This is a genomic window from Mycolicibacterium mageritense, from assembly GCF_010727475.1.
GTDB lineage: Bacteria > Actinomycetota > Actinomycetes > Mycobacteriales > Mycobacteriaceae > Mycobacterium > Mycobacterium mageritense.
The window spans coordinates 2,306,146-2,325,387 of sequence record NZ_AP022567.1; the positions used below are offsets into that span (position 1 = coordinate 2,306,146).

19 protein-coding genes and 1 pseudogene are annotated in these 19,242 nt (G+C 66.6%); 7 read left to right on the forward strand and 13 right to left on the reverse strand.

From position 1 onward, the window contains the following. Nucleotides 1–85: 85 nt before the first annotated feature. The 6 genes and pseudogenes from G6N67_RS11030 to G6N67_RS11055 form a co-directional block, all read right to left on the reverse strand. Nucleotides 86–619, reverse strand: a complete 534-nt coding sequence (locus G6N67_RS11030) for a YceI family protein (protein WP_230021728.1) — start codon at nucleotides 617–619, stop codon at nucleotides 86–88. Then, the gene (locus G6N67_RS11035) at nucleotides 616–1,101 is read right to left on the reverse strand and encodes a DUF456 domain-containing protein (RefSeq protein WP_036434797.1); all 486 of its coding nucleotides are present in this window, start codon (nucleotides 1,099–1,101) and stop codon (nucleotides 616–618) included. Before G6N67_RS11035 ends, G6N67_RS11030 begins: the two co-directional genes overlap by 4 nt. Beyond that, on the reverse strand, nucleotides 1,098–1,811 hold the full coding sequence (locus G6N67_RS11040) for a methyltransferase domain-containing protein (protein ID WP_036430237.1): 714 nt from the start codon (nucleotides 1,809–1,811) through the stop codon (nucleotides 1,098–1,100). The genes G6N67_RS11035 and G6N67_RS11040 overlap by 4 nt, the downstream gene beginning before the upstream one ends. 10 nt (nucleotides 1,812–1,821) lie before the next feature. Then, nucleotides 1,822–2,525: pseudogene (locus G6N67_RS11045) on the reverse strand (haloacid dehalogenase type II). 22 nt (nucleotides 2,526–2,547) lie between these two features. Beyond that, entirely contained in the window at nucleotides 2,548–3,513 is a 966-nt protein-coding gene (locus G6N67_RS11050; RefSeq protein WP_036430239.1) for an NADPH:quinone oxidoreductase family protein, read from the reverse strand. Beyond that, complete coding sequence (locus G6N67_RS11055; RefSeq protein WP_036430241.1) at nucleotides 3,513–4,376, reverse strand: SDR family oxidoreductase; 864 nt, start codon at nucleotides 4,374–4,376, stop codon at nucleotides 3,513–3,515. The genes G6N67_RS11050 and G6N67_RS11055 overlap by 1 nt, the downstream gene beginning before the upstream one ends. A gap of 213 nt (nucleotides 4,377–4,589) precedes the next feature. On the opposite strand from G6N67_RS11055, the gene G6N67_RS38780 reads away from it, so the two are divergent. Continuing rightward, nucleotides 4,590–4,757 (forward strand): hypothetical protein, encoded by a 168-nt coding sequence (locus tag G6N67_RS38780; RefSeq protein ID WP_110798361.1) that lies wholly within the window; start codon nucleotides 4,590–4,592, stop codon nucleotides 4,755–4,757. A 53-nt stretch (nucleotides 4,758–4,810) separates the two neighbouring features. Here the strand turns inward: G6N67_RS38780 and G6N67_RS11060 are convergent, their stop codons facing one another. Both G6N67_RS11060 and G6N67_RS11065 read right to left on the reverse strand, forming a co-directional pair. Continuing rightward, entirely contained in the window at nucleotides 4,811–5,746 is a 936-nt protein-coding gene (locus G6N67_RS11060) for a class I SAM-dependent methyltransferase (protein ID WP_036430243.1), read from the reverse strand. 100 nt (nucleotides 5,747–5,846) lie between these two features. Next, nucleotides 5,847–6,482 (reverse strand): TetR/AcrR family transcriptional regulator, encoded by a 636-nt coding sequence (locus G6N67_RS11065; RefSeq protein WP_036430245.1) that lies wholly within the window; start codon nucleotides 6,480–6,482, stop codon nucleotides 5,847–5,849. A 109-nt stretch (nucleotides 6,483–6,591) separates the two neighbouring features. On the opposite strand from G6N67_RS11065, the gene G6N67_RS11070 reads away from it, so the two are divergent. Both G6N67_RS11070 and G6N67_RS11075 read left to right on the forward strand, forming a co-directional pair. Then, nucleotides 6,592–7,158 (forward strand): TetR/AcrR family transcriptional regulator, encoded by a 567-nt coding sequence (locus G6N67_RS11070; protein WP_036434798.1) that lies wholly within the window; start codon nucleotides 6,592–6,594, stop codon nucleotides 7,156–7,158. A gap of 21 nt (nucleotides 7,159–7,179) precedes the next feature. Then, nucleotides 7,180–9,318, forward strand: a complete 2,139-nt coding sequence (locus G6N67_RS11075; RefSeq protein WP_036430246.1) for an FUSC family protein — start codon at nucleotides 7,180–7,182, stop codon at nucleotides 9,316–9,318. Between the two features lie 23 nt (nucleotides 9,319–9,341). Here the strand turns inward: G6N67_RS11075 and G6N67_RS11080 are convergent, their stop codons facing one another. Continuing rightward, nucleotides 9,342–10,328, reverse strand: a complete 987-nt coding sequence (locus tag G6N67_RS11080; protein WP_036430248.1) for a pirin family protein — start codon at nucleotides 10,326–10,328, stop codon at nucleotides 9,342–9,344. An 81-nt stretch (nucleotides 10,329–10,409) separates the two neighbouring features. Continuing rightward, on the reverse strand, nucleotides 10,410–12,092 hold the full coding sequence (gene ptsP / locus G6N67_RS11085) for a phosphoenolpyruvate--protein phosphotransferase (protein WP_370466302.1): 1,683 nt from the start codon (nucleotides 12,090–12,092) through the stop codon (nucleotides 10,410–10,412). A gap of 93 nt (nucleotides 12,093–12,185) precedes the next feature. On the opposite strand from ptsP, the gene G6N67_RS11090 reads away from it, so the two are divergent. From G6N67_RS11090 to G6N67_RS11105, 4 genes are read left to right on the forward strand one after another with little or no spacing between them, the layout of a single operon-like run. Then, nucleotides 12,186–12,953 (forward strand): DeoR/GlpR family DNA-binding transcription regulator, encoded by a 768-nt coding sequence (locus G6N67_RS11090; protein ID WP_036430252.1) that lies wholly within the window; start codon nucleotides 12,186–12,188, stop codon nucleotides 12,951–12,953. Further along, complete coding sequence (locus tag G6N67_RS11095) at nucleotides 12,950–13,918, forward strand: 1-phosphofructokinase family hexose kinase (protein ID WP_036430254.1); 969 nt, start codon at nucleotides 12,950–12,952, stop codon at nucleotides 13,916–13,918. The genes G6N67_RS11090 and G6N67_RS11095 overlap by 4 nt, the downstream gene beginning before the upstream one ends. Beyond that, the gene (locus tag G6N67_RS11100) at nucleotides 13,915–15,915 is read left to right on the forward strand and encodes a PTS fructose transporter subunit IIABC (protein WP_036430256.1); all 2,001 of its coding nucleotides are present in this window, start codon (nucleotides 13,915–13,917) and stop codon (nucleotides 15,913–15,915) included. The genes G6N67_RS11095 and G6N67_RS11100 overlap by 4 nt, the downstream gene beginning before the upstream one ends. Before the next feature lie 53 nt (nucleotides 15,916–15,968). Next, on the forward strand, nucleotides 15,969–16,226 hold the full coding sequence (locus tag G6N67_RS11105; protein ID WP_036430258.1) for an HPr family phosphocarrier protein: 258 nt from the start codon (nucleotides 15,969–15,971) through the stop codon (nucleotides 16,224–16,226). A 391-nt stretch (nucleotides 16,227–16,617) separates the two neighbouring features. Here G6N67_RS11105 and G6N67_RS11110 read toward each other — a convergent pair whose 3' ends face one another. From G6N67_RS11110 to G6N67_RS11120, 3 genes are all read right to left on the reverse strand, one after another. After that, nucleotides 16,618–17,532 carry a hypothetical protein gene (locus tag G6N67_RS11110; RefSeq protein ID WP_131524593.1) on the reverse strand — a complete coding sequence of 305 codons (915 nt, stop codon included), beginning with the start codon at nucleotides 17,530–17,532 and terminating at the stop codon, nucleotides 16,618–16,620. 13 nt (nucleotides 17,533–17,545) lie between these two features. Next, entirely contained in the window at nucleotides 17,546–18,079 is a 534-nt protein-coding gene (locus G6N67_RS11115; protein ID WP_163642166.1) for a hypothetical protein, read from the reverse strand. A gap of 372 nt (nucleotides 18,080–18,451) precedes the next feature. Further along, nucleotides 18,452–18,739 carry a hypothetical protein gene (locus tag G6N67_RS11120; protein ID WP_131524595.1) on the reverse strand — a complete coding sequence of 96 codons (288 nt, stop codon included), beginning with the start codon at nucleotides 18,737–18,739 and terminating at the stop codon, nucleotides 18,452–18,454. Nucleotides 18,740–19,242 lie beyond the last annotated feature (503 nt).

Sequence of the window (19,242 nt, forward strand, 5' to 3'; positions counted from 1 at the left end):
TCACGTTCAACTCCTGGGCAGTACCCGGTCACGCCGGGTTCTACACCTGAGCGGCGAGGAACGTGGAAATCGTTGCGGCGGAGGCTTATTCGGCATCCGGCCGGGCGAGCGTGAGAGTCACGCGCACGTCGTCGGCGACCTTCATCGCGCCCATGAGCATCGAATACTGTTTGATGCCGAAATCGGTGTGGCGCACGACGGCCGCCCCCGAGATTTCCTTGTCGCCGACCCGGACCTCGACGGTCTGGTCGCCGGTCTTGCCGCCAAGCTCGAGAGTTCCGGTGAGCCTCAGAGAATCGGCCTCGCGATCGATCGCGGTCGACCGGAACCGCGCCTCGGGAAAACGTTTCACCCGCAGGGTCTTCGACGCGTTGGTCCGCACCAGCGTCTTCTCGGTGCCCGACAGCGGCGTCATGCCGCCCTCGCCGCGCAGCACGTCGAGCGAGTCGAGGTCGACGGTCACCTCGATCGCGGCCGGGTCGTCTCCGTCCCATTCCACGGTCGCGTGCCAGGACCGGACCGCGATGGTGAGCCGGTGGCCCATCCGCGCGGCCGTCCCGGTGACACCGGTGTGCAGCAGCAACTCACCATCCGAGGCATCGAAGGTCCACGCGCTCAATTGCTGACCACCAAACCCGTCACCCACGCCACCGTCGCCAGCAGCGCACCCGTAAACTCGATCCCTACCGACAATGCAACCCCCTTGAGCGCGTGCACAGTTGATGCCCAGGCACGGCGGGCGTCGTGGCGCGACACAAACTCGGCGAGGTACACCCCGCCCACGAAACCGATCACCAGCCCGATCACCGGGATCACGAAGAATCCGATGATGCCGAGCACGCCGCCGGTGACCAGGCTCCACGTCCCGACCTCGGCCGCCCGCATGCGGCGCACGGGCACCAGATACTTGATCACCTCGGTGGCGATGAACAGCGCGGCAGCCACGCCCAGCGTCACCCACGACACCGCGGTGTGCTCGACGATGGCCCACACCGCGATCGCCGCGAAGACCAGCAGCCCGCCCGGCAGGACAGGCACCACGATGCCGATGAGACCGACGGCGATCGCCAACGCGACGAGGACGACGCCCAGCGTGCTCACGGCTTGGACCCGCGCACCCACTGGATGAAGCCGAGGGTCTTGGTCCGGACACCGACGAGTCCAAGCCCCTCGAACATGTCTCCCAGCTCGTCCTCGCCGAACAACCGGGCGCCCCCTCTCGACAGGAACTGCATCGCGTCGGCATGCCCGACGGTCGGCACCATGACGGCGATGCGCCGGCCCGGCCGCAGCACCCGCGCCATCTCCGACACCGCGGCATCGGCATCGGGGATCAGCTGCAGCACCGCGAGCGAGATCACGGCGTCGAAGCTCTCGTCCCGGAACGGCAGGCGCTGCGCGTCGGCCCGCAGGAAGCCGACCTGACGGCCTGCCTCCGCTTTCACCGCGCGGTCCAGCATCGCCTCGGAGATGTCGACACCGAGCGCGATGCCGTCCAGGCCGGCCGCGCGGGCCAGCGCCGCCGTGATGTTGCCGGGGCCGCTGCCGACGTCGAGGGCGATACCGCCCGCGGGGATGTTCAGCCAGTCGATCGGCGGCCGGGACGCCGAGAGCAACCGCCGGTTGAGCACCTGAGCGCGGTCGTAGAGCATCGACCCCACCGGGGACGCCCAGGCTTTCTGGATGAACCCGGAGTTCTTCGGGGCGTCGCTGCTGCCCGTGCCGAGCAGATCGAGATACCCCTTGCCGACGTCGGGGTCGGCCGGCGGATCGACGAGGAGATCCAACGCCTTGGTCAGTGCGGTGTCCACAACGTCTACGCTACGCACCCAACTGGGCCGCGAGGTCGACAAAATCCGCGGCCACGACGTCGAACTCCCCGTCGGACACGGCATGCGGCGCGCGGCCCGGACCGAACTCGAGCGGCCGCGGCACGTAGGCCGCGCCGAGTCCGGCGCCGCGGGCCGCCCGCAGATCGGACGGGTGCGCCGCCACCAGGGTGAGCTCACCCGGCGCGACGCCGAGCAGGTCGGCGCACCCCAGATAGGCCTCGCGGTCGGGTTTGTAATGCCGGAACAGCTCCGCGGAGATCACGCAATCCCAGGGCAGCCCAGCGTGTTTGGCCATGTTGGTCAGCAGTGACACGTTGCCGTTGGACAGCGTGGTGATGACGAAGCGCTCCTTGAGCCGGGTCAGCCCGGCCACCGAATCCGGCCACGGATCCAACCGGTGCCACGCCCGTTGAGCTCGTCGACCTCGTCGGCGCCGACACGGATGTCCGCGGCGCCGAGCAGCTCGACCAGGATCGCGCGGTGCAGATCGTCGATCCTGGTCCACGGCAGCTCACCACGACGCACGCGGTCCATCGCAGGCGCATACCCGGCCCGCCAATCGTCGGCGAAAGCCCGCCAATCCCGCTGCAACCCATGCCGTTCGCCGAAGGCCTCGAGCTCGGCGACGATGGACGACCGCCAGTCGACGACCGTGCCGAAGACATCGAACGCAAGGGCCTTTGTCACGGTCATCGGTTCCTCGCGCAAGCGCTCGTCACGGCTCCAGCACCAACTTCCCTCGCACCTCACCGTTGGCCAGCGCGTCGAGCGCGGCCACACCGTCGGCCAGCGGGTAACGCACGGGCGGCGGCGGCCGCAGACCGCCCGCCACCAGCTTGTTCAGCTCCGCTCCCACCTGGGCCTGGGCGGCGGGGTGGCGGCGCACGAACTCGCCCCAACCGACCCCCACGACGCTGACGTTGCGCAGCAACAGCCGGTTGACCTTGACGGTCGGGATGCCGCCACCCGCGGCGAATCCGATGACCAAGAGCCTGCCCTCGGTCGCGAGCACGCGGATGGCATCGTCGAACGCGTCCCCGCCGATCGGGTCGACCACGATGTCGACGCCCTGGCCCCCGGTGGCGTCCAGCACGGCATCGCGCCAACCGTCGGTCAGCGGCAGCACCACGTCGGCGCCGAGCGACGACACGAACTCCTCGGCCCCGGCCCGGTGCACCATCGCGACGACCCTGGCGCCCATGGCCTTGGCGAGCTGGATCGACGCCACACCGATGCCGCCGGCCGAGCCGAGCACCAGCACGGTTTCACCCGGCTGCAGGGCGCCGCGGCGGCCCAGCGCGAACTGCATCGTGTAGTAGTTGCCCAGCAGCGACGCGGCTTCCCCGTCATCGAGCCCGTCGGGGGTGGGGATCACGTTGTCCGGGGCGACAGCGACCTGTTCGGCGTACCCGCCGAGCATCGTGAAGGCCGACACCCGCTGGCCCGGCGTGAAACCGGACCCCTCGGGCGCCGACCGCACGGTGCCCGCGACCTCCATGCCCGGCGTGAACGGCGGCTCCAGCCGTAGCTGGTACTCGCCGCGCAACAGCAGCAGATCGGGAAAGCAGACACCGGCGGCCCCGACGTCCACGATCACCGCGCTGTTGGGCTCGAGATCGGGAACCTCGGTGTACGCCAGCCCGGCGGTACCGGTGAGGGCCTGCGCGACAAGCGCTTTCATCAGAGCTTGAAGCTGGCCTGCTGTGCGGCGGACAGGTCCGTGATCTCGCCCCACTTGGCGGCGATGTCGTCGACCGTCGGCACGCCGTCGGAGAACGTCACGCCGTCGTTCTGGAACAGCGCGGTGCGCTGGACCTTGCCGCCTCCGACGATGAAGACCGCGTCGGTGTCCTGCAGTTCCTCGGTCATCAGGTAAGCCACCACGGGGGCCACGTACTCGGGCGTGAGCTTCTCGAACACCTCGGGCGGCAGGATGTCCTGCGTCATACGGGTTGCGGCGATCGGGGCGACCGCGTTGGTCTTGATGTTGTACTTGGCGCCTTCCTGGGCCAGCGTGTTGATCAGGCCCACCAGGCCGAGCTTGGCGGCACCGTAGTTGGCCTGACCGAAGTTGCCGAACAGGCCGCTGGTGGAGGTGGCGACGACGACGCGGCCGAAGCTCTGCTCGCGGAAGTGCGGCCAGGCCGCGCGGATGACGTTGTAGCCGCCGTAGAGATGAACCTTGAGCACGGCGTCCCAGTTCTCGAACGTCATCTTGTGGAACGTGCCGTCCCGCAGGATGCCCGCATTGGACACCACGCCGTCGACCTTGCCGAACTCGTCGATGGCGGTCTTGATGATGTTCTCGGCGCCCTCGGGTTCGGCCACCGAGTCGTAGTTGGCGACGGCGCGGCCGCCCGCCTCTTTGATCTCGGTGACCACCTGGTCGGCCATGTTGTGGCCGGCGCCGGTGCCGTCGCGTGCGCCACCGAGGTCGTTGACGACGACGCTGGCGCCTTCGCGGGCGAGCGTCAGGGCGTACTCGCGGCCAAGGCCGCCGCCCGCTCCGGTGACGACGACGACGCGGTCCTGCACTCCTGCCATGGGTGTTCCTCTCGATAAACGGGGCTCAGCTCGGGCCGATCAGCGAATACAGCTGTCGGGCGTCCTTCTCTGTATACGGCGGCTACTTCACCGGCCATGCACCGGGTCGGAAGTTGCGTGACGACTGTCACGAAAGGCCGAGGGGTTTAACAGGAATGAACCCTGCGGAGCTTCTGTTGAACCAGTCAAGAAAAGAAGAAAAGAGGGTATGAGATGAAGAAGCTCGGATTCACCGCGATCGTCGCCAGCGGACTGGCCGCCGCCGTCGTAGGACTTGCCGCCCCGGCATCCGCCGGAGTTGACCACCACACCTGGCTCAACCAGGTCGGTCAGCACGCGACGGCTCCCCAGGTCGACACCACCGTGCACCAGAGCCGCTGACACCAGAGACCAAGCGGGGCACCCCGAACATGGGTGCCCCGCTTTTCTTGTGTCTAGAGCCGCTCGGCCGTGACGAACGTCGAGAACGCGTTGTCGTCATGGTGATGCTCGAGCTCGACGTATCGGTTGAGCCTGCGCATCTCGGCCAGCGAGTGCTGCCCCTCGGCGCGCCAGCCGTGCGCGTTGAGCCACTCGGTGACATCAGCGCGGTCGGGATCCTCGTAGATCAGCTCCTGGATGTCGAGCGCCTGCTCCAGGTTGAACTGCGCCGCGAACCGTGCGAACCGCTCCCGCATCTCCTCACGGCGCTCATCGGCCGTCACTCCCGCGGTCTCCGCGGCGATCCGGCTGCCCGGTGCCGACAGCTCCGTAACCAGTTCGAACAAGCGGTCCTGCGCGTCGGCCGGCAGATACATCAGCAAGCCCTCGGCCAGCCACGCGGTCGGCTGCCCCGCATCAAAACCGGCCTCTCGCAACGCCTTCGGCCAGTCGAACCGCAGATCGACCGGAACCTCGCGGCGCAGCGCGGCCGGCTGCGCGCCATGGTCGGCCAGCGTCGCGGCCTTGTATTCGAGCACCTTGGGCTGGTCGATCTCGTACACCGTGGTGCCCGCGGGCCAGTCCAGTCGGTACGCGCGCGAATCGAGGCCCGCGGCGAGGATGACGATCTGGCGGATCCCGGCCGCCGAGGCCTTCGCGAAGTACTCGTCGAAGAAGTGCGTGCGGACAGCCTGATAGCTGCCCATGTGCTCGAGGATCGCGGCCGCCTCGGCATCGACCTCGGCCGCCCTCTCCGCAAAGCTGTTGTCCAGCAAGGACTCCCAGATCCCCGTGCCGGCTCCCGACACGAGCAGGCGGGCGTACGGATCACGGATCAGTGGGTTCTCCCGCTCGGTTTCGCCGGCGCGGGCCGCGGCCACCATCACCGCCGTCGCGCCGACACTGGTCGCGATGTCCCACGTGTCGTCATGGCTGCGCAATGAGCTCATCGAAGTTCTCCATCCGGTCGGGCAAACACTCGTCACCCACCAATGTAGACAACTTAGCCAAGCTATCTGAGTGCGGCCTGTGACCGGCCGAACGCGCGCGTCAGTCGCGCAACTGCCAGAGCTTGTTGGCCATCAGCAACTCGAACTTGTCGACGATGACGCCGAGCTCGTCGTGGCCACCGACGTATCCGGCGTAGAAACCCATGCCCCACATCACGGCCACGAGCATCTCCACGATGGCCGGGATGTCGGTGTCGGTGCTGAGCTCGCCGTGCTCGATGGCGTCGTTGACCGCCCATGACACGAAATCGCGCGAGTTGCGCAGGGCATCGTGTTCCTCGGTCACCAGATCGGGATGGCGCTGCGCCTCCAGGACCGAGGTGACCAGGAACGCCGCCGCGGAACGATCGGTGGACTCGGCATCCATGGCCGCGGCAAAGAATGCCGAAATGCGGCCGAGCAGGGTGCTGGCCTCCTGGGCCTTGGCCATGCCCGCACCGATCACCGTCGCGTTCGTCATTTCGACAACCTCGCGGTACAGCACACGCTTATTGCCAAAGTAATGATTGATGGCCGGTCGGGTCAGGTCAGCGCGGATCGCTATCGCCTGGAAAGTGGCAGCGTCGTACCCAAGTTCGCTGAACACCTCCCGAGCCGCATGCAAAATGCGCTCTCGGGTTTCCGCCGCCTTAGCTGCGGGCGGCCGTCCCGGACCTCGGCTTGCGATATGCGCCACGGGTCAAATTGTGCCACACATCACGTCAGGCTCCGCGGCATCTGTTTGCAGAAGATGCTCAGCAAATTTTGACGCGGCGGCGCTTGACTCGCGAACTAGGGTGACCTGGATGGCAAGCGTCGTTTCTCGGGAGTCGTATTTCGACACCGGTTTGGACGTGTTGTCGGACCTCGGATACGGCGGGCTCAAGCTCGCCGAGGTGTGCAATCGCCTCGGAGTCACCACGGGGTCGTTCTACCACTACTTTCCAAATTGGTCGTCCTACACCCGTGAACTGGTGGCCCATTGGCGCCAGGCACGCACGCTCCGGGTGGTCGAGGCCGTGCGCGACGATCCCGACCCGCATCGGCGGATCGACACGATCATCGCCGAAGCCCTCGCCCTGCCGCACGGCGCCGAGGCCGCCATCCGGGTGTGGAGTTCGCTCGACCCGCAGGTGGCCGAAGTCCAGGCGGTCGTCGACCAACTGCGATTCGACATCCTCTATGAGGCGGCTCGCGACATCATCGGCGACGAGCGCAATGCACGGTACTTCGCCGCATGGGGCGTTTACCTCGTGGTCGGATTCGAGCAGAGCACGCTGCCGCGCGATACCAATGCGCTGCAATGGATCTCACTGCAGATGCGCGACGCACTGGAATCCGGACGGTACGCGCCGACACCCGACGACCACTGATCGCGGCTACCATCGGCTCTCATGCTGACCCCGGCCGAGTTGTGGCACCGGGCGGCAGATCGGCTCCGTGATCGCGACCCTGAGCACGACGCCCTGCGGCGCGCGGCCCGCGCAGGCATCGTCCTTCCCATCGCGGCAGCCGTCGGATTCCTCCTCGGCGGCGGATCGCAGACCCCGCTGTTCGCGATCTTCGGCGCGGTTTCGCTCCTGATCACCGCCGACTTCCCCGGCAACCGCGCGGCCCGGGCCGTCGCGTACGGCGGGCTGGCGGTCAACGGCGCGGTGCTCATCGTGCTCGGCACCGTGGTCGCCCCGCACACCGGGCTGAGCGTCGCGACGATGTTCGTGATCGGCGTCGTGGTGTCGTTCTCCGGGGTGCTCAGCGAGATCGTGGCCGCCGGGCAGCGCGCCACGCTGCTGCTGTTCGTGCTGCCGGCGTGTACCCCGGTCGGCCCGATCCCGGAACGGTTGCTCGGCTGGGCGATCGCCCTCGTGGTCTGTGTGCCCGCGGCGCTGTTCGTGTTCCCGCCGCGCCATCACGACGAATTGCGTTACAACGCCGCGCAGGTGTGCCGGAAACTCGCCGACCGCCTGGAAGGTTCGGCGTCGGCCCGCGACGTGACCCGTGCGATGAACGCCCTGTACGCGAGCTTTCTCGGCGCCGACTACCGACCCGTCGCGCTCACGGCGGGCAGCCGGGCCCTGGTGCGTGTGGTCGACGACCTGGGCTGGTTGTCCGACCGGATCGACGACGACACCGGCGAACGGCTCGGCGCCATGCGGGATCCGGCGATCCGTGTGCTGCGGGACAGCGCGGCGGTTCTGCGCATCCGCGACGTCGCCAAACGGGCCGCGCGGGGCGACGATCTGCGGGCCGCGCTGGCCGAGCAGCGCACCGTCGCGCAGGGCACCTACCGCGAGGACATCGTCACGTTGCTCGGCGAGGAGGACGACGCCGCGGCGGTCGCGGTCGGCCGCACGCTGCTGACCCGGCGCACCATATCGGCCACCATCGCGGTGACGGGCCGCGTGATCGGTAACGCCGCGCTGGCCGACGCCCGCCCGGTGTGGGCGCGCGTGCTCGGCCGCGGACTGCCCAAGACCGGCGCAGCGGACTGGGTGATGCCCGAGACCGTCGCACTCGCGGCCATCACCAAGGGATTTCTGGCGACGCGCGCGGTGGTACTGCGCAACAGCCTGCGCACCGGCCTCGGCCTGGCGCTGGCCGTCGCGGTCACCCACGTGTTCCCGGTCGAGCACGGCTTCTGGGTGGTGCTGGGCGCGATGTCGGTGCTGCGCAGCAGCGCGCTGACGACGGGCACGCGCGTGCTGCGGGCGGTGGCGGGCACGACCATCGGGTTTGTGCTGGGCGCCGTGCTCATCGAGATCGTCGGTGTCGAACCCGTGGTGATGTGGGCGCTACTGCCCATCGTCGCGTTCGGATCCGCGTACGTACCGGAAGTGGCGTCGTTCATCGCGGGTCAGGCCGCGTTCACCATGATGGTGCTGATCAACTTCAACCTGATCGTGCCGACTGGTTGGCGCGTCGGCCTGATCCGGGTCGAGGACGTCGTGGTGGGTGCGCTGGTCGGCATCGTGGTGTCGGTGCTGCTGTGGCCGCGCGGCGCCAAGGCCTCGGTGGCCAAGGCGCTCGACGATGCACGGTGGGCCGGGTCGAAGTTCCTGCGCGCCGCCGTGCTGCGGGTGACGCGAGGCGCGTCCGAGGACGCCACCAACCGGGTGACGGCATTGGGCCACGACGCCCTCGAGGCCACGAGGGTGCTCGACGACGCTGTGCGGCAATACCTTTCGGAGAACGGTGGCCCGACAGATCTGCGCGCCCCGACCGTGCAGGCCGCGAACCGCGCGATCCGCGTGCGGTCGGCGGCCGAGCTGATCACCGACGTCGTCCCGCCGCCGCTCGGGGTGTATCAACAGACGCGGCAGGTTCTGGAGACCCACTCGCAAGCGATCTGCACCCGCCTGGTCGGCGGCGTCATGCTGCCGGAGCCCGCGCCCATCACCGACAGTTTCACGTTGGCGTTGCGTGCCGAGTCGACCGGTGACGACCTGGCGATCTCGGCGGCCCTGCCGCTGGTGACCGTGGCCGCCAATCTCGGCGAGCTGGAGTTGTTGTACTCGCAGCCCGCCGAGCGTTAAGCGCCCGAGGCCTCAGCGCGGGGCTAGTTCAGCGGCCGGTGCGGCATGAGCGCGCCGGGCGGGATCTGCCCGAACTTGCCCGCCTGGTAATCCTCCAGCGCCTGGATCAACTCGGACTTGGAGTTCATCACGAACGGCCCGTAGTGGAAGACCGGCTCACGAATCGGCTGGCCGCCCAGGATCAGAACCTCAAGTGCGGGCCGGTTCGAATCCTGCGTGTCCTCGGCGGCGACGGTGATCCGGTCGCCCGGGCCGAACACCGCGAGCTGACCCTGGTGGATCGGGTGCGCTACCGGCCCCACGCTGCCGCGGCCGCTCAGCACGTACACCAGGGCGTTGAAGTCCCGGTTCCACGGGAGGTTCAGCTCTGCACCGGGCTGAATAGTGGCGTGCGCCAATGTGATCGGCGTGTGCGTCGAGCCGGGACCAGTGCCGGGTCCGTCGGTGCTCTGGACATCACCGGCGATGATGCGGAGCAGTGCGCCACCGTCGGACGAGGACAGCAGCTTGACCTGCCGGCCCTCGATCGCCTGGTAACGCGGCGTCGCGAACTTGTCCTTCTTCGGCAGGTTGACCCACAGCTGGATGCCGTGGAACGTGCCGCCGCTCTCGACGAGCTCGGCCGGCGGGGTTTCGATGTGCAGGATGCCCGATCCCGCGGTCATCCACTGCGTGGCGCCGTCGGTGATCAGGCCGCCGCCGCCATGCGAGTCCTGGTGCGCGAACCGGCCGTCGATCATGTAGGTCACGGTCTCGAAGCCGCGGTGCGGGTGCCAATCGGTGCCGCGCGGTTCACCGGGCAGGTATTCCACCTCGCCCATCTGGTCCATGTGGACGAACGGGTCGAGGTCGGCGGCGCTGACGCCCGCGAATGCCCGGACGACGGGGAAGCCCTCACCCTCGTAGCCACGCGGGCCCGTGGTGATGGACCGCACCGGACGCTCGGTGTCGGCGGGTTGGGGTGCCGCGACGCGCGGCAGGGTCAAGGTGTCGGCTGTGATGGCTGGCATCGGTACCTCCTGGGGTATCTGAAGCTGATACCCATATAACCGGACCGCGGTCCGATTATTCCAGCGGGGCGTTTCCCCTCGTCAGGACAGGAGTGCCTGAGCTGCGGCGCGCGCCTCGGCGGCCGTCGCAGTCGCCAACACGGCATCCGCCGCGTCTCGGCATTGCTGCAGCGTGACCTGCGCGAGCTTCGCACCGACGCCCGGGATGGCCGCCGACGCCGACGACAACGACGTCACACCCAGACCCACCAGCACGCATGCGAGCAGCGGATCCGCGGCGGCCTCGCCGCACACGCCGACCGGCTTGCCCACCGCGACTCCGGCGCGCACCGCCATGGCCACGAGTGCCAGCACCGCGGGCTGCCACGGGTCGGTCAGAGTCGCCAGGTCGGCCGACATGCGGTCGGCGGCCATGGTGTACTGCGCGAGGTCATTGGTGCCGATCGACAGGAAGTCGACGTGCTCGAGGATCTTGTCGGCCAACAGTGCCGCAGCGGGCACCTCGATCATCACCCCGGGCGTCAGGCCGTAGGCCCTGGCCCGCGTCGCGAAGTTGGCGGCCTCTGCGGCGGTCGCGATCATCGGCGCCATGACCCACGGTTGATTGCCCGTCGCCTGCGCCGCACCGGCGATCGCCTCCAACTGCCGCTCCAGCAGTTCCGGGTTGCCCTCGGCGATCCGGATGCCACGCACGCCCAGCGCCGGGTTGGCCTCATCCGGGTGGCCGACGAACTTCAGCGGCTTGTCCGATCCGGCGTCGAGCGTGCGGATCACGACCTTGTGGCCGGCGAACGCGTCGAGCACCTCGCCGTAGATGCTCGCCTGCTCGTCGACTGTCGGCTCGGTGTCGCGGTTGAGGAAGCACAGTTCGGTACGGAAGAGCCCGACACCTTCGGCCGGAGTCTCTCGCGCGGCCCGGGCGGCCGCGCCATCCTGCACGTTGGCCAGGACTGCGACCGTATGGCCGTCGGCCGTGGCTCCCGGCCCGGTCCACTGCCGGGCCAGCGCCGCCTCACGTTCGGCTGCGGCCACAACCGCGGCCGCGACGTCCGGGTCGGGATCCACGGTCAGGGTGCCGCTCGTGCCGTCGAGCAGCACGGTGGTGCCCGCGGGGACGTCGTCGAGCCCGTCGATGGCGACGACGCACGGGATGCCGAGCTGGCGCGCGATGATCGCGGTGTGGCTGGTGGGCCCGCCGAGCGTGGTGGCCAGCCCGACCACCAGCGCGGGATCCAAGCCTGCGGTGTCGGCAGGCGCGAGATCCTCGGCGCACAGGATGGACGGCACGTCGGGCAGCGGCACACCGGGCTCGGGCAGGCCGGACAGTTCGGCAACCACGCGATCGCGGATATCCCGCAGATCGGTGACCCGCTCGGCCATCAGACCACCCAGCTGGGTGAACAGGTCGACGAACTGGTCGACGGCTTCACACACCGCGCGGACCGCGGGTGCGCCCGCGTTGATGCGCTTCTCTGCCGCGCCGAGCCAGGCGCGGTCTTGCGCCAGGCCCGCGGTTGCGGCCAGCACCTCCGATGCGGCGCCGGTCGCGTGGGCCGCGCGCTCGCGCAGCCGGGTGGCGACCGTTGCCGCCGCCGCAGTGAACCGGGAGGCCTCGGCGGGGCGCTGCGATTCCTCGATATCAGGCCCTGAGACATCGGGAACGGGCAGCCGACCAGGCCGAATGACCGGCGCGCACTGAACGCCGGGGACCACGGGGACACCGTGCAGAACCGTGAGTGACGTGACCGGAGATGTGGTGCTCATGTGAGACAGATTACTAGAAACCATTGACAAGTCAACACAGCCAAGCGTAAAACAACACATAACAACATTTCGATCCAACATAAACGGAGGGTCATGTACGCCGAAGAACGCCAGCAGGCCATCGCCACGCTGGTGATGAGCAGGGGACGAGCCTCCGTCGCCGAACTCGCCCAGACCTACGACGTGACCACCGAGACCGTGCGCCGCGACCTTGCGGTGCTCGACAAGGCCGGGGTGCTACGCCGCGTGCACGGCGGCGCCGTGCCGGCCCGGACCCTGCACCTCGTCGAATCGGGTGTCGGCGAACGTGACACCACCCGATCAGAGCAGAAGGACGCGATCGCCGCCGCCGCGGTCGAGTTCTTTCCGCTGAGCGGGGCCAGCGTGCTGCTGGACGCCGGAACCACCACCGCGCGCATCGCCGCCCAGCTGCCGACGGATCGGGAGCTCACCGTGGTCACCAACTCCGTACCGATCGCCGCTCGCCTGGCCACCATCCCGTCGGTCACGCTGCAGCTGCTCGGCGGCCGGGTGCGCGGCTTGACCCAGGCCGCTGTCGGCGAGCAGGCGCTACGGGTGCTGGACACCCTGCGCGTCGACGTCGCGTTCATCGGCACCAACGGCATCAGCGTGCGACACGGCCTGTCCACCCCCGACGCCGACGAAGCCGCCGTCAAGCGGGCCATGGTGCAGGCCGCGAACTATGTTGTGGTCACCGCTGATTCATCGAAGGTCGGCCGCGAGGATCTGGTCAGCTTCGCGCCGATCGACAGTGTCGACACCTTGATCACCGACTGCGAGTTGGCGGCCGCCGACCGGCAGAACCTCTCCGACCACGGCATCGAGGTGGTCGTCGCATGATCGTCACCGTCACACCCAACCCGAGCCTGGACCGCACCGTCACGCTCGGCGCACAGCTGACCCGCGGTGCCGTGCAGCGCGTCGACTCCGTCACCATGGAGCCCGGAGGCAAGGGCATCAACGTGGCACGTGCGCTCACGCTGGCCGCCGTCGACGCGTTGGCCGTCCTGCCGTGCGCGTACGGCGATCCAATCCTCGGCGCACTGCGCAGCCGCGGCGTACCGTGCACCACCGTGCCGATCACCGAACCCGTGCGCACCAATCTCGCGATCACCGAGTCCGACGGCACCACAACAAAACTCAACGAGCGCGGCGCGGCATTGGATCCGGCCGCACTCACGGCGCTGACCGACTGCGTGCTGGCCAAGGCCGAGTACGCGGACTGGGTCGTGCTGTGCGGATCCCTTCCACCCGGCGTGCCCGACGACTGGTATGCCCGATTGGTGACGCGGTTGGCGCCCTTGGGCTGCCGCGTTGCGGTCGACACGTCGGAAGCACCGCTGGCCGCGCTGGCCGCCGGATTCGACATCGCGGCACCGGATCTCATCAAGCCCAACGCCGAGGAGCTCGCCGGCCTGGCCGGAGTGTCAGCTGCAGAGCTCGAAGACGCCGCGGCCCAAGGCGATCCGGCCCCGGTGGTCGCTGCCGCGTCGCAGCTCGTGGACCGCGGTGTCGGCAGCGTGCTCGCGACCCTCGGCGCAGCAGGCGCGGTGCTGGTCGATGCCGCCGGCGCGTGGCTCGCCAGCCCACCACCGATCGTGCCGCGCAGCACCGTCGGAGCCGGCGACGCCTCACTGGCAGGCTATCTGCGCGCCGCGGTCAGCGGTGCCCCACCGCCGCAGCGCCTCCGGATGGCCGTCGGATACGGCAGCGCCGCGGCCGCTCTACCCGGATCAGCCCTACCGTCCCCCGCCCAACTCAACCTCGACGCCGTACGCATCAACGCCACGAAGGTACCGCTATGAACCAGCCAATCATCACCACCGAACTCGTCCTGCTCGACGTCAACGTCGACGGTGACAAGGAAGCCGTCATCGGCCGGCTCGCCGGAGCGCTCGCGTCAGCGGGCCGGTCATCCGACGCCGCCGGTCTGATCGGCGCAGCCATGACGCGGGAAGGCCAGTCCGCCACCGGTTTACCCGGTGGGATCGCCATCCCGCACTGCCGTTCACCCTATGTCGACGCGCCGACCATCGGTTTCGCGCGCCTGGCACCCGGCGTGGACTTCGGTGCCCCCGACGGACCCGCCGACCTGGTGTTCCTCATCGCCGCACCGGAATCCGGCGGCGCCGAACACATGAAGCTGCTGTCGAGCCTGGCCCGCGCGCTCGTGCGCAAAGAGTTCGTCGCGTCACTGCGCGATGCCTCGTCGGCCGACGAGGTGGTGGAACTGGTGGAAGGAGTGGTGAACCCGGCACCCGCAGCCGCTCCTACCACCCCGGCGGAAGCACCAGCCAAGGCCACGTCGATCGTGGCGATCACGGCCTGCCCCACCGGAATTGCCCACACCTACATGGCGGCCGATTCCCTCAAGCTGGCCGCCGAACGTGCCGGCGTGACGTTCACCGTCGAGACCCAGGGATCGTCGGGCAGCACCCCACTCGCGGCTCAGACGATCGCCGATGCCGATGCCGTCATCTTCGCCACCGACGTCGGTGTCAAGGACAAGCAGCGCTTCGCCGGCAAGCCCGTCATCGAATCCGGTGTCAAACGCGCCATCAACGAACCCGACAAGATGATCGCCGAAGCCGTCTCCGCGGCGAAGGATCCCGCCGCCGCGCGGGTCACCGGAGACGCGGCCGCCGCGGCCGCGCCGTCCTCGGCCGGTGGTCTCGGCTGGGGCACCCGGCTGCGGCAGATCCTGCTCACGGGCGTCAGCTACATGATCCCGTTCGTCGCGGCCGGTGGCCTGCTCATCGCGCTCGGCTTCCTGCTGGCCGGGTACGACATCGGCAATTCGCCCGAGGGACAGACTGATCCGCTCGGCTACATCATCGCGACATCCAACTCACTGACCAACCTGCCCGACGGCGGACTCCTCCAGTACCTCGGTGCGGTGTTGTTTACCATCGGCAAGCTCGCGTTCAGTTTCCTCGTGCCCGCCCTCGCCGGCTACATAGCCTTCGCAATCGCCGACAGGCCCGGTATCGCACCAGGTTTCACGGCGGGCGCGGTCGCGGTGTTCGTCGGGGCCGGCTTCATCGGCGGTATCGTCGGTGGCCTGGTGGCCGGGTTTGCGGCGCTGTGGATCGCCTCGATCAAGGTGCCGCAGTGGGCGCGTGGACTCATGCCCGTCGTCGTGATCCCGCTGTGCGCCTCACTGATCGTCGGCCTCGCGATGTTCCTGCTGCTCGGCCGCCCGCTCGCGAGCCTCACCACGGCGCTGACCAACTGGCTCGGTGGGATGAGCGGCAGCTCGGTCATCCTGCTCGGAATCATCTTGGGCCTGATGATGTGCTTCGACCTCGGCGGGCCGGTCAACAAGGCCGCCTACGCATTCGCGGCCGCAGGCCTCAACGTCTCCGACCCCGCGTCGCTGCGAATCATGGCCGCGGTCATGGCCGCCGGCATGGTGCCGCCGCTGGCCATGGCGCTCGCATCCGCGGTCCGACCCGGCCTGTTCACCGAGCCCGAGCGGGAAAACGGCCGCGCCGCATGGCTGCTCGGGGCGTCGTTCATCTCCGAAGGCGCCATCCCGTTCGCCGCGGCCGACCCGCTGCGCGTGATTCCCTCGATGATGTGCGGCGGCGCCGTGACCGGAGCGCTGATCATGGCTTTCGACGTCACCCTCAAAGCACCCCACGGCGGCATCTTCGTCTTCTTCGCCATCGGCAACCTGCTGTGGTTCCTGGTCGCCCTGGTCGCAGGGACCGTCGTCGGAGCCGTCGCCGTCGTCGCGGCCAAGCAGTTCGCCAAGCCTGCCGTATCCACCCGGGACGCCCCGGAACTGGTCACCACGTAGTTCAATCGCAAGTCAAACCCGCCAAATAGGTTCCCACCCAAAGGAGAAAAGAAATGCCCAGCAAGACCGTCATCGTCGGCTCCGCCATCGGCCTGCACGCCCGCCCCGCCGCCGTCATCGCCGAGGCCGTCGTCAACGCCGGCGTCCCCGTGACCCTCTCGGTCGACGGCGGCGAACCCGTCGACGCCGGCTCCGCCCTGATGATCATGACCCTCGGCGCAGGCAACGGAGCAGAAGTCACCGTCACCTCCGACGACGACACCGCTCTTGCCACCGTTGCGGGGCTGGTGGAGCAGGATTTGGACGCGTAGGTCGTCAACTCGACTCGCACTTGTTCACGCGTGGGCAAGTGCGAGTTGGTGTTTGGTGTCAGTCGGGGATTAGTTTCGATGGTTTCCTGCGGCAATCGCCTCGAGATTTCGAGCAAAAGATCAACGACCGCACGCGGGAACTCGCGCTACGGCCAGCCCAAGGAGTCACATGGCCGCCCGGAACCGTTCGCGCTATTTTCCTCGCTACCAAGAAACGGCTACGAGGATCCCGCCTTAACAACCAGCTTCGTCACCAGCCCTGTCCGAAGGCAAACCCCGAGATCACTTGTTGCGCTACTTCGACGACCCAGCAGCTTTCAAGCGCCTGTGGAATCTAGACGTCGAGATCACAGCGCAATACACCCGCGGCGAAGCACCAACTGAGCGGCAACTACGGGTTCTGGCTTGGCCATCCAGGCTCAGCTGGCTCTGCCGGTGGCGGCGAGTCGACCACACTAGTGAGGATCTTTGCTCGCTCGGTGACGTTGTGCGGCATCGTGTCCCTGCACTGCTGCAACCGTTGGACATAGTCTGGGTCTTGCGGCGAGTGGGTGACATTGGACAAAGACCCCCAGTAGTTGTCGGATGAAGCACCCTCTATCCGCCAGGATCCGAAGACATCGCCGACTGGTGCAGGATTCGCCCCTACTTGTGGTTGCTTACTTCCGGTCGCACTGTCGCTGTTTTTGAACTCAATTCGCCAGAGTTTGACTGTGTACCGTTCGCGCCGTTCGACATCCGAACCTCCACTGACGAGATAGTCCGCGACGGATGAGTACTTGCCCGGTTGGCCTATCGCGGGATGAAAGACATTGTAGATCCCATCGCATACATAGGTTAGGTAGCCGTCCTCCAGTGGTGACAGCTCGATGACATGAAAATATTCGTTTCCGAAAAAAGGCCCGTCGCCGAAATTGATGGAGTCGTCAATAGCGGGCCGGATCCATTTCAATTGGAAAGGGAGTTTCTCCCAATCGAGATATCCGTTAACGCGGTCTTGACGATCAGGTATTGCCGGAATAGCGCGCTCGAATCCAGGGTAAGTATTGTTGATCGATTTTGTCATTAGTCCAACGCGGTATGACTCAAGATACGCGCGTACTGGGATCGCCGGGCCTGTGAGTAGGTCGATGCCTGGTTCGGCTGTCCATCGAAAACGAAACCCATTCAGCTCAGGCGGCCAGTTCGGGAACATCGTCGTCGGTACCGCGCGCTCGGAAGGTGGATCTTCGCGATCGATACAAGCAGTCAATGCGCAGAAAACTGCCATGATTGCAAGGCAAGCCTTTATTGTCATCTTATTCACCGATCGTATCCTGTCACGAATCACCGAATTTCGGTGGATCATGCGGAAGGGTCGACTGGTATGCCTGGTATGCGGTGTTCAAGTTTCCTACAACCTTTTCACCGAGGTAGGTATTGATGGAATTTCGTATCTCCGGATTGTCCTTGAAATCACCGTAAGATGGGAATCCGTTCGGAAACAAATTAGTGTTACCGTACTCTTTAGCGAAAAGCTGTTGGACGATACTGTACGAAGTGGCGTCGGAGCTAATGACTGGAATATGCTGTTCAATACCTGGTGTCGGTTCCTCTCCAACGAACATATCTTTGAGCAGCTCGCTACCACCCGGAACCTGACCGAATCCGTTGAGTATCTCGTCTACGCCCGGAACTATAGAGCCAGCCTCGCTTATTGCATCAAACGCTGCGCCTTTTTCGTCCCAAATTTCCTTAGCCTGAGCGTAGTCAAGAGCGCCTTGTTGCGAGTGGGCCATTGCCGAGGCGACGGCATCGAGTCCTTGAAGCTTGCTCGCCGCCTTTAGAGCTTCGACAGTCGATGCCAGCGTCACCAAGTGATAGCGGGAGGTTCCGAAACACAGCGGTGTAAGGAGAGGCGTTCCGGATATAGGAGCCGTCATAGCCGTCGGCATATTCCGCGGGCTCTCCCATGCCGACCCCAGTAGCTGTTAGCCCCCACATCAACACTCGACAACCCGTCCTGTAGGCGTTGCCCAGCATCGTGTAGACGTGCAGCAGCCGAATGCAATTCCAACACTCGAACTTCTACTGAATCGCCCAACCGATGCCCCCGCTCGCAGCGCACGTGATCGAGTGACCACTGGTCATGTTTCCCGATGAGAAATGTGATGCGCAGCGGCTTTGCATTCTTTAAGTTCGCTGAACTGCGATCGAACCGCCGCCAGCCTGGTCTTATCGACAACTCACACTTCCGGCCACCCCGGGATCGGATCGCCGTGCGCAGGCGGGTTGTCCTGAAATCCGCTATACATCGATTTTCGAACCGCTGCGTCGTCTGGCATGTGATCAAAACACTGCTGCTGCAGATCGGGAGTTGCGATTGGCACAGCATCGCCCAGCGGCCCCCATAAATTGGTGCTAGCAGCGGTGACGAGCCACGAACCAAAGACGTCGACAGACGGCGCGGGGAGGGAACCCCGTTGCGAACCCAATTTTGGTTCCGAACGACTGTCTTGATCGGTGAGTTCCACCCTTCGGACAGTCACACTTTCCCTATCTCCATACTGAACGTGGCCTGTCGCCGGAACCGTTATTATTGAACGATATTTCCCAGGTGGCGTGTCATCTCGGCGAAACGTTGCGTATTCTCCTTCACAGACGATCGCGCTATACGTTCGCCCGCTCCGCTTCAGACTCAGCAGGTAAGAAGGCTGGTACCCGAAGAAGTCGGGAGCGCTATCGTCTCCGTGATTCGAATCATAGTCCGATGGAATCGGATTCGGCCGAATGTTGGAATGCTGGACCAACACACCGGGGCCCTCGGGGACATTTTCAGGCGTAGCATGCAGGAACCCAGGATAAGCGGCATCGATGTTTCTGGACAGAAAGCCGAGACGAAAGGATTCGACATAAGCGCGAATCGCAACCGCGGGACTACTGGTGAGATCGATTCCTGGGGCGGCATACCAGTGGAACCTGAAACTATCAAACTCCCGCGGCCAGTTCGGAAACTCTAAAGAACTTCCCCGAGGGG

Bases quoted from the DNA above. Each gene is read 5' to 3' on its own strand.
- G6N67_RS11060 (WP_036430243.1), bottom strand. From the start codon at position 5,746: ATGAGCTCATTGCGCAGCCATGACGACACGTGGGACATCGCGACCAGT.
- G6N67_RS11080 (WP_036430248.1), bottom strand. From the start codon at position 10,328: ATGCCAGCCATCACAGCCGACACCTTGACCCTGCCGCGCGTCGCGGCA.
- G6N67_RS11055 (WP_036430241.1), bottom strand. From the start codon at position 4,376: ATGGCAGGAGTGCAGGACCGCGTCGTCGTCGTCACCGGAGCGGGCGGC.
- G6N67_RS38780 (WP_110798361.1), top strand. From the start codon at position 4,590: ATGAAGAAGCTCGGATTCACCGCGATCGTCGCCAGCGGACTGGCCGCC.
- G6N67_RS11095 (WP_036430254.1), top strand. From the start codon at position 12,950: ATGATCGTCACCGTCACACCCAACCCGAGCCTGGACCGCACCGTCACG.
- ptsP (WP_370466302.1), bottom strand. From the start codon at position 12,092: ATGAGCACCACATCTCCGGTCACGTCACTCACGGTTCTGCACGGTGTC.
- G6N67_RS11105 (WP_036430258.1), top strand. From the start codon at position 15,969: ATGCCCAGCAAGACCGTCATCGTCGGCTCCGCCATCGGCCTGCACGCC.
- G6N67_RS11070 (WP_036434798.1), top strand. From the start codon at position 6,592: ATGGCAAGCGTCGTTTCTCGGGAGTCGTATTTCGACACCGGTTTGGAC.
- G6N67_RS11090 (WP_036430252.1), top strand. From the start codon at position 12,186: ATGTACGCCGAAGAACGCCAGCAGGCCATCGCCACGCTGGTGATGAGC.
- G6N67_RS11050 (WP_036430239.1), bottom strand. From the start codon at position 3,513: ATGAAAGCGCTTGTCGCGCAGGCCCTCACCGGTACCGCCGGGCTGGCG.
- G6N67_RS11100 (WP_036430256.1), top strand. From the start codon at position 13,915: ATGAACCAGCCAATCATCACCACCGAACTCGTCCTGCTCGACGTCAAC.
- G6N67_RS11075 (WP_036430246.1), top strand. From the start codon at position 7,180: ATGCTGACCCCGGCCGAGTTGTGGCACCGGGCGGCAGATCGGCTCCGT.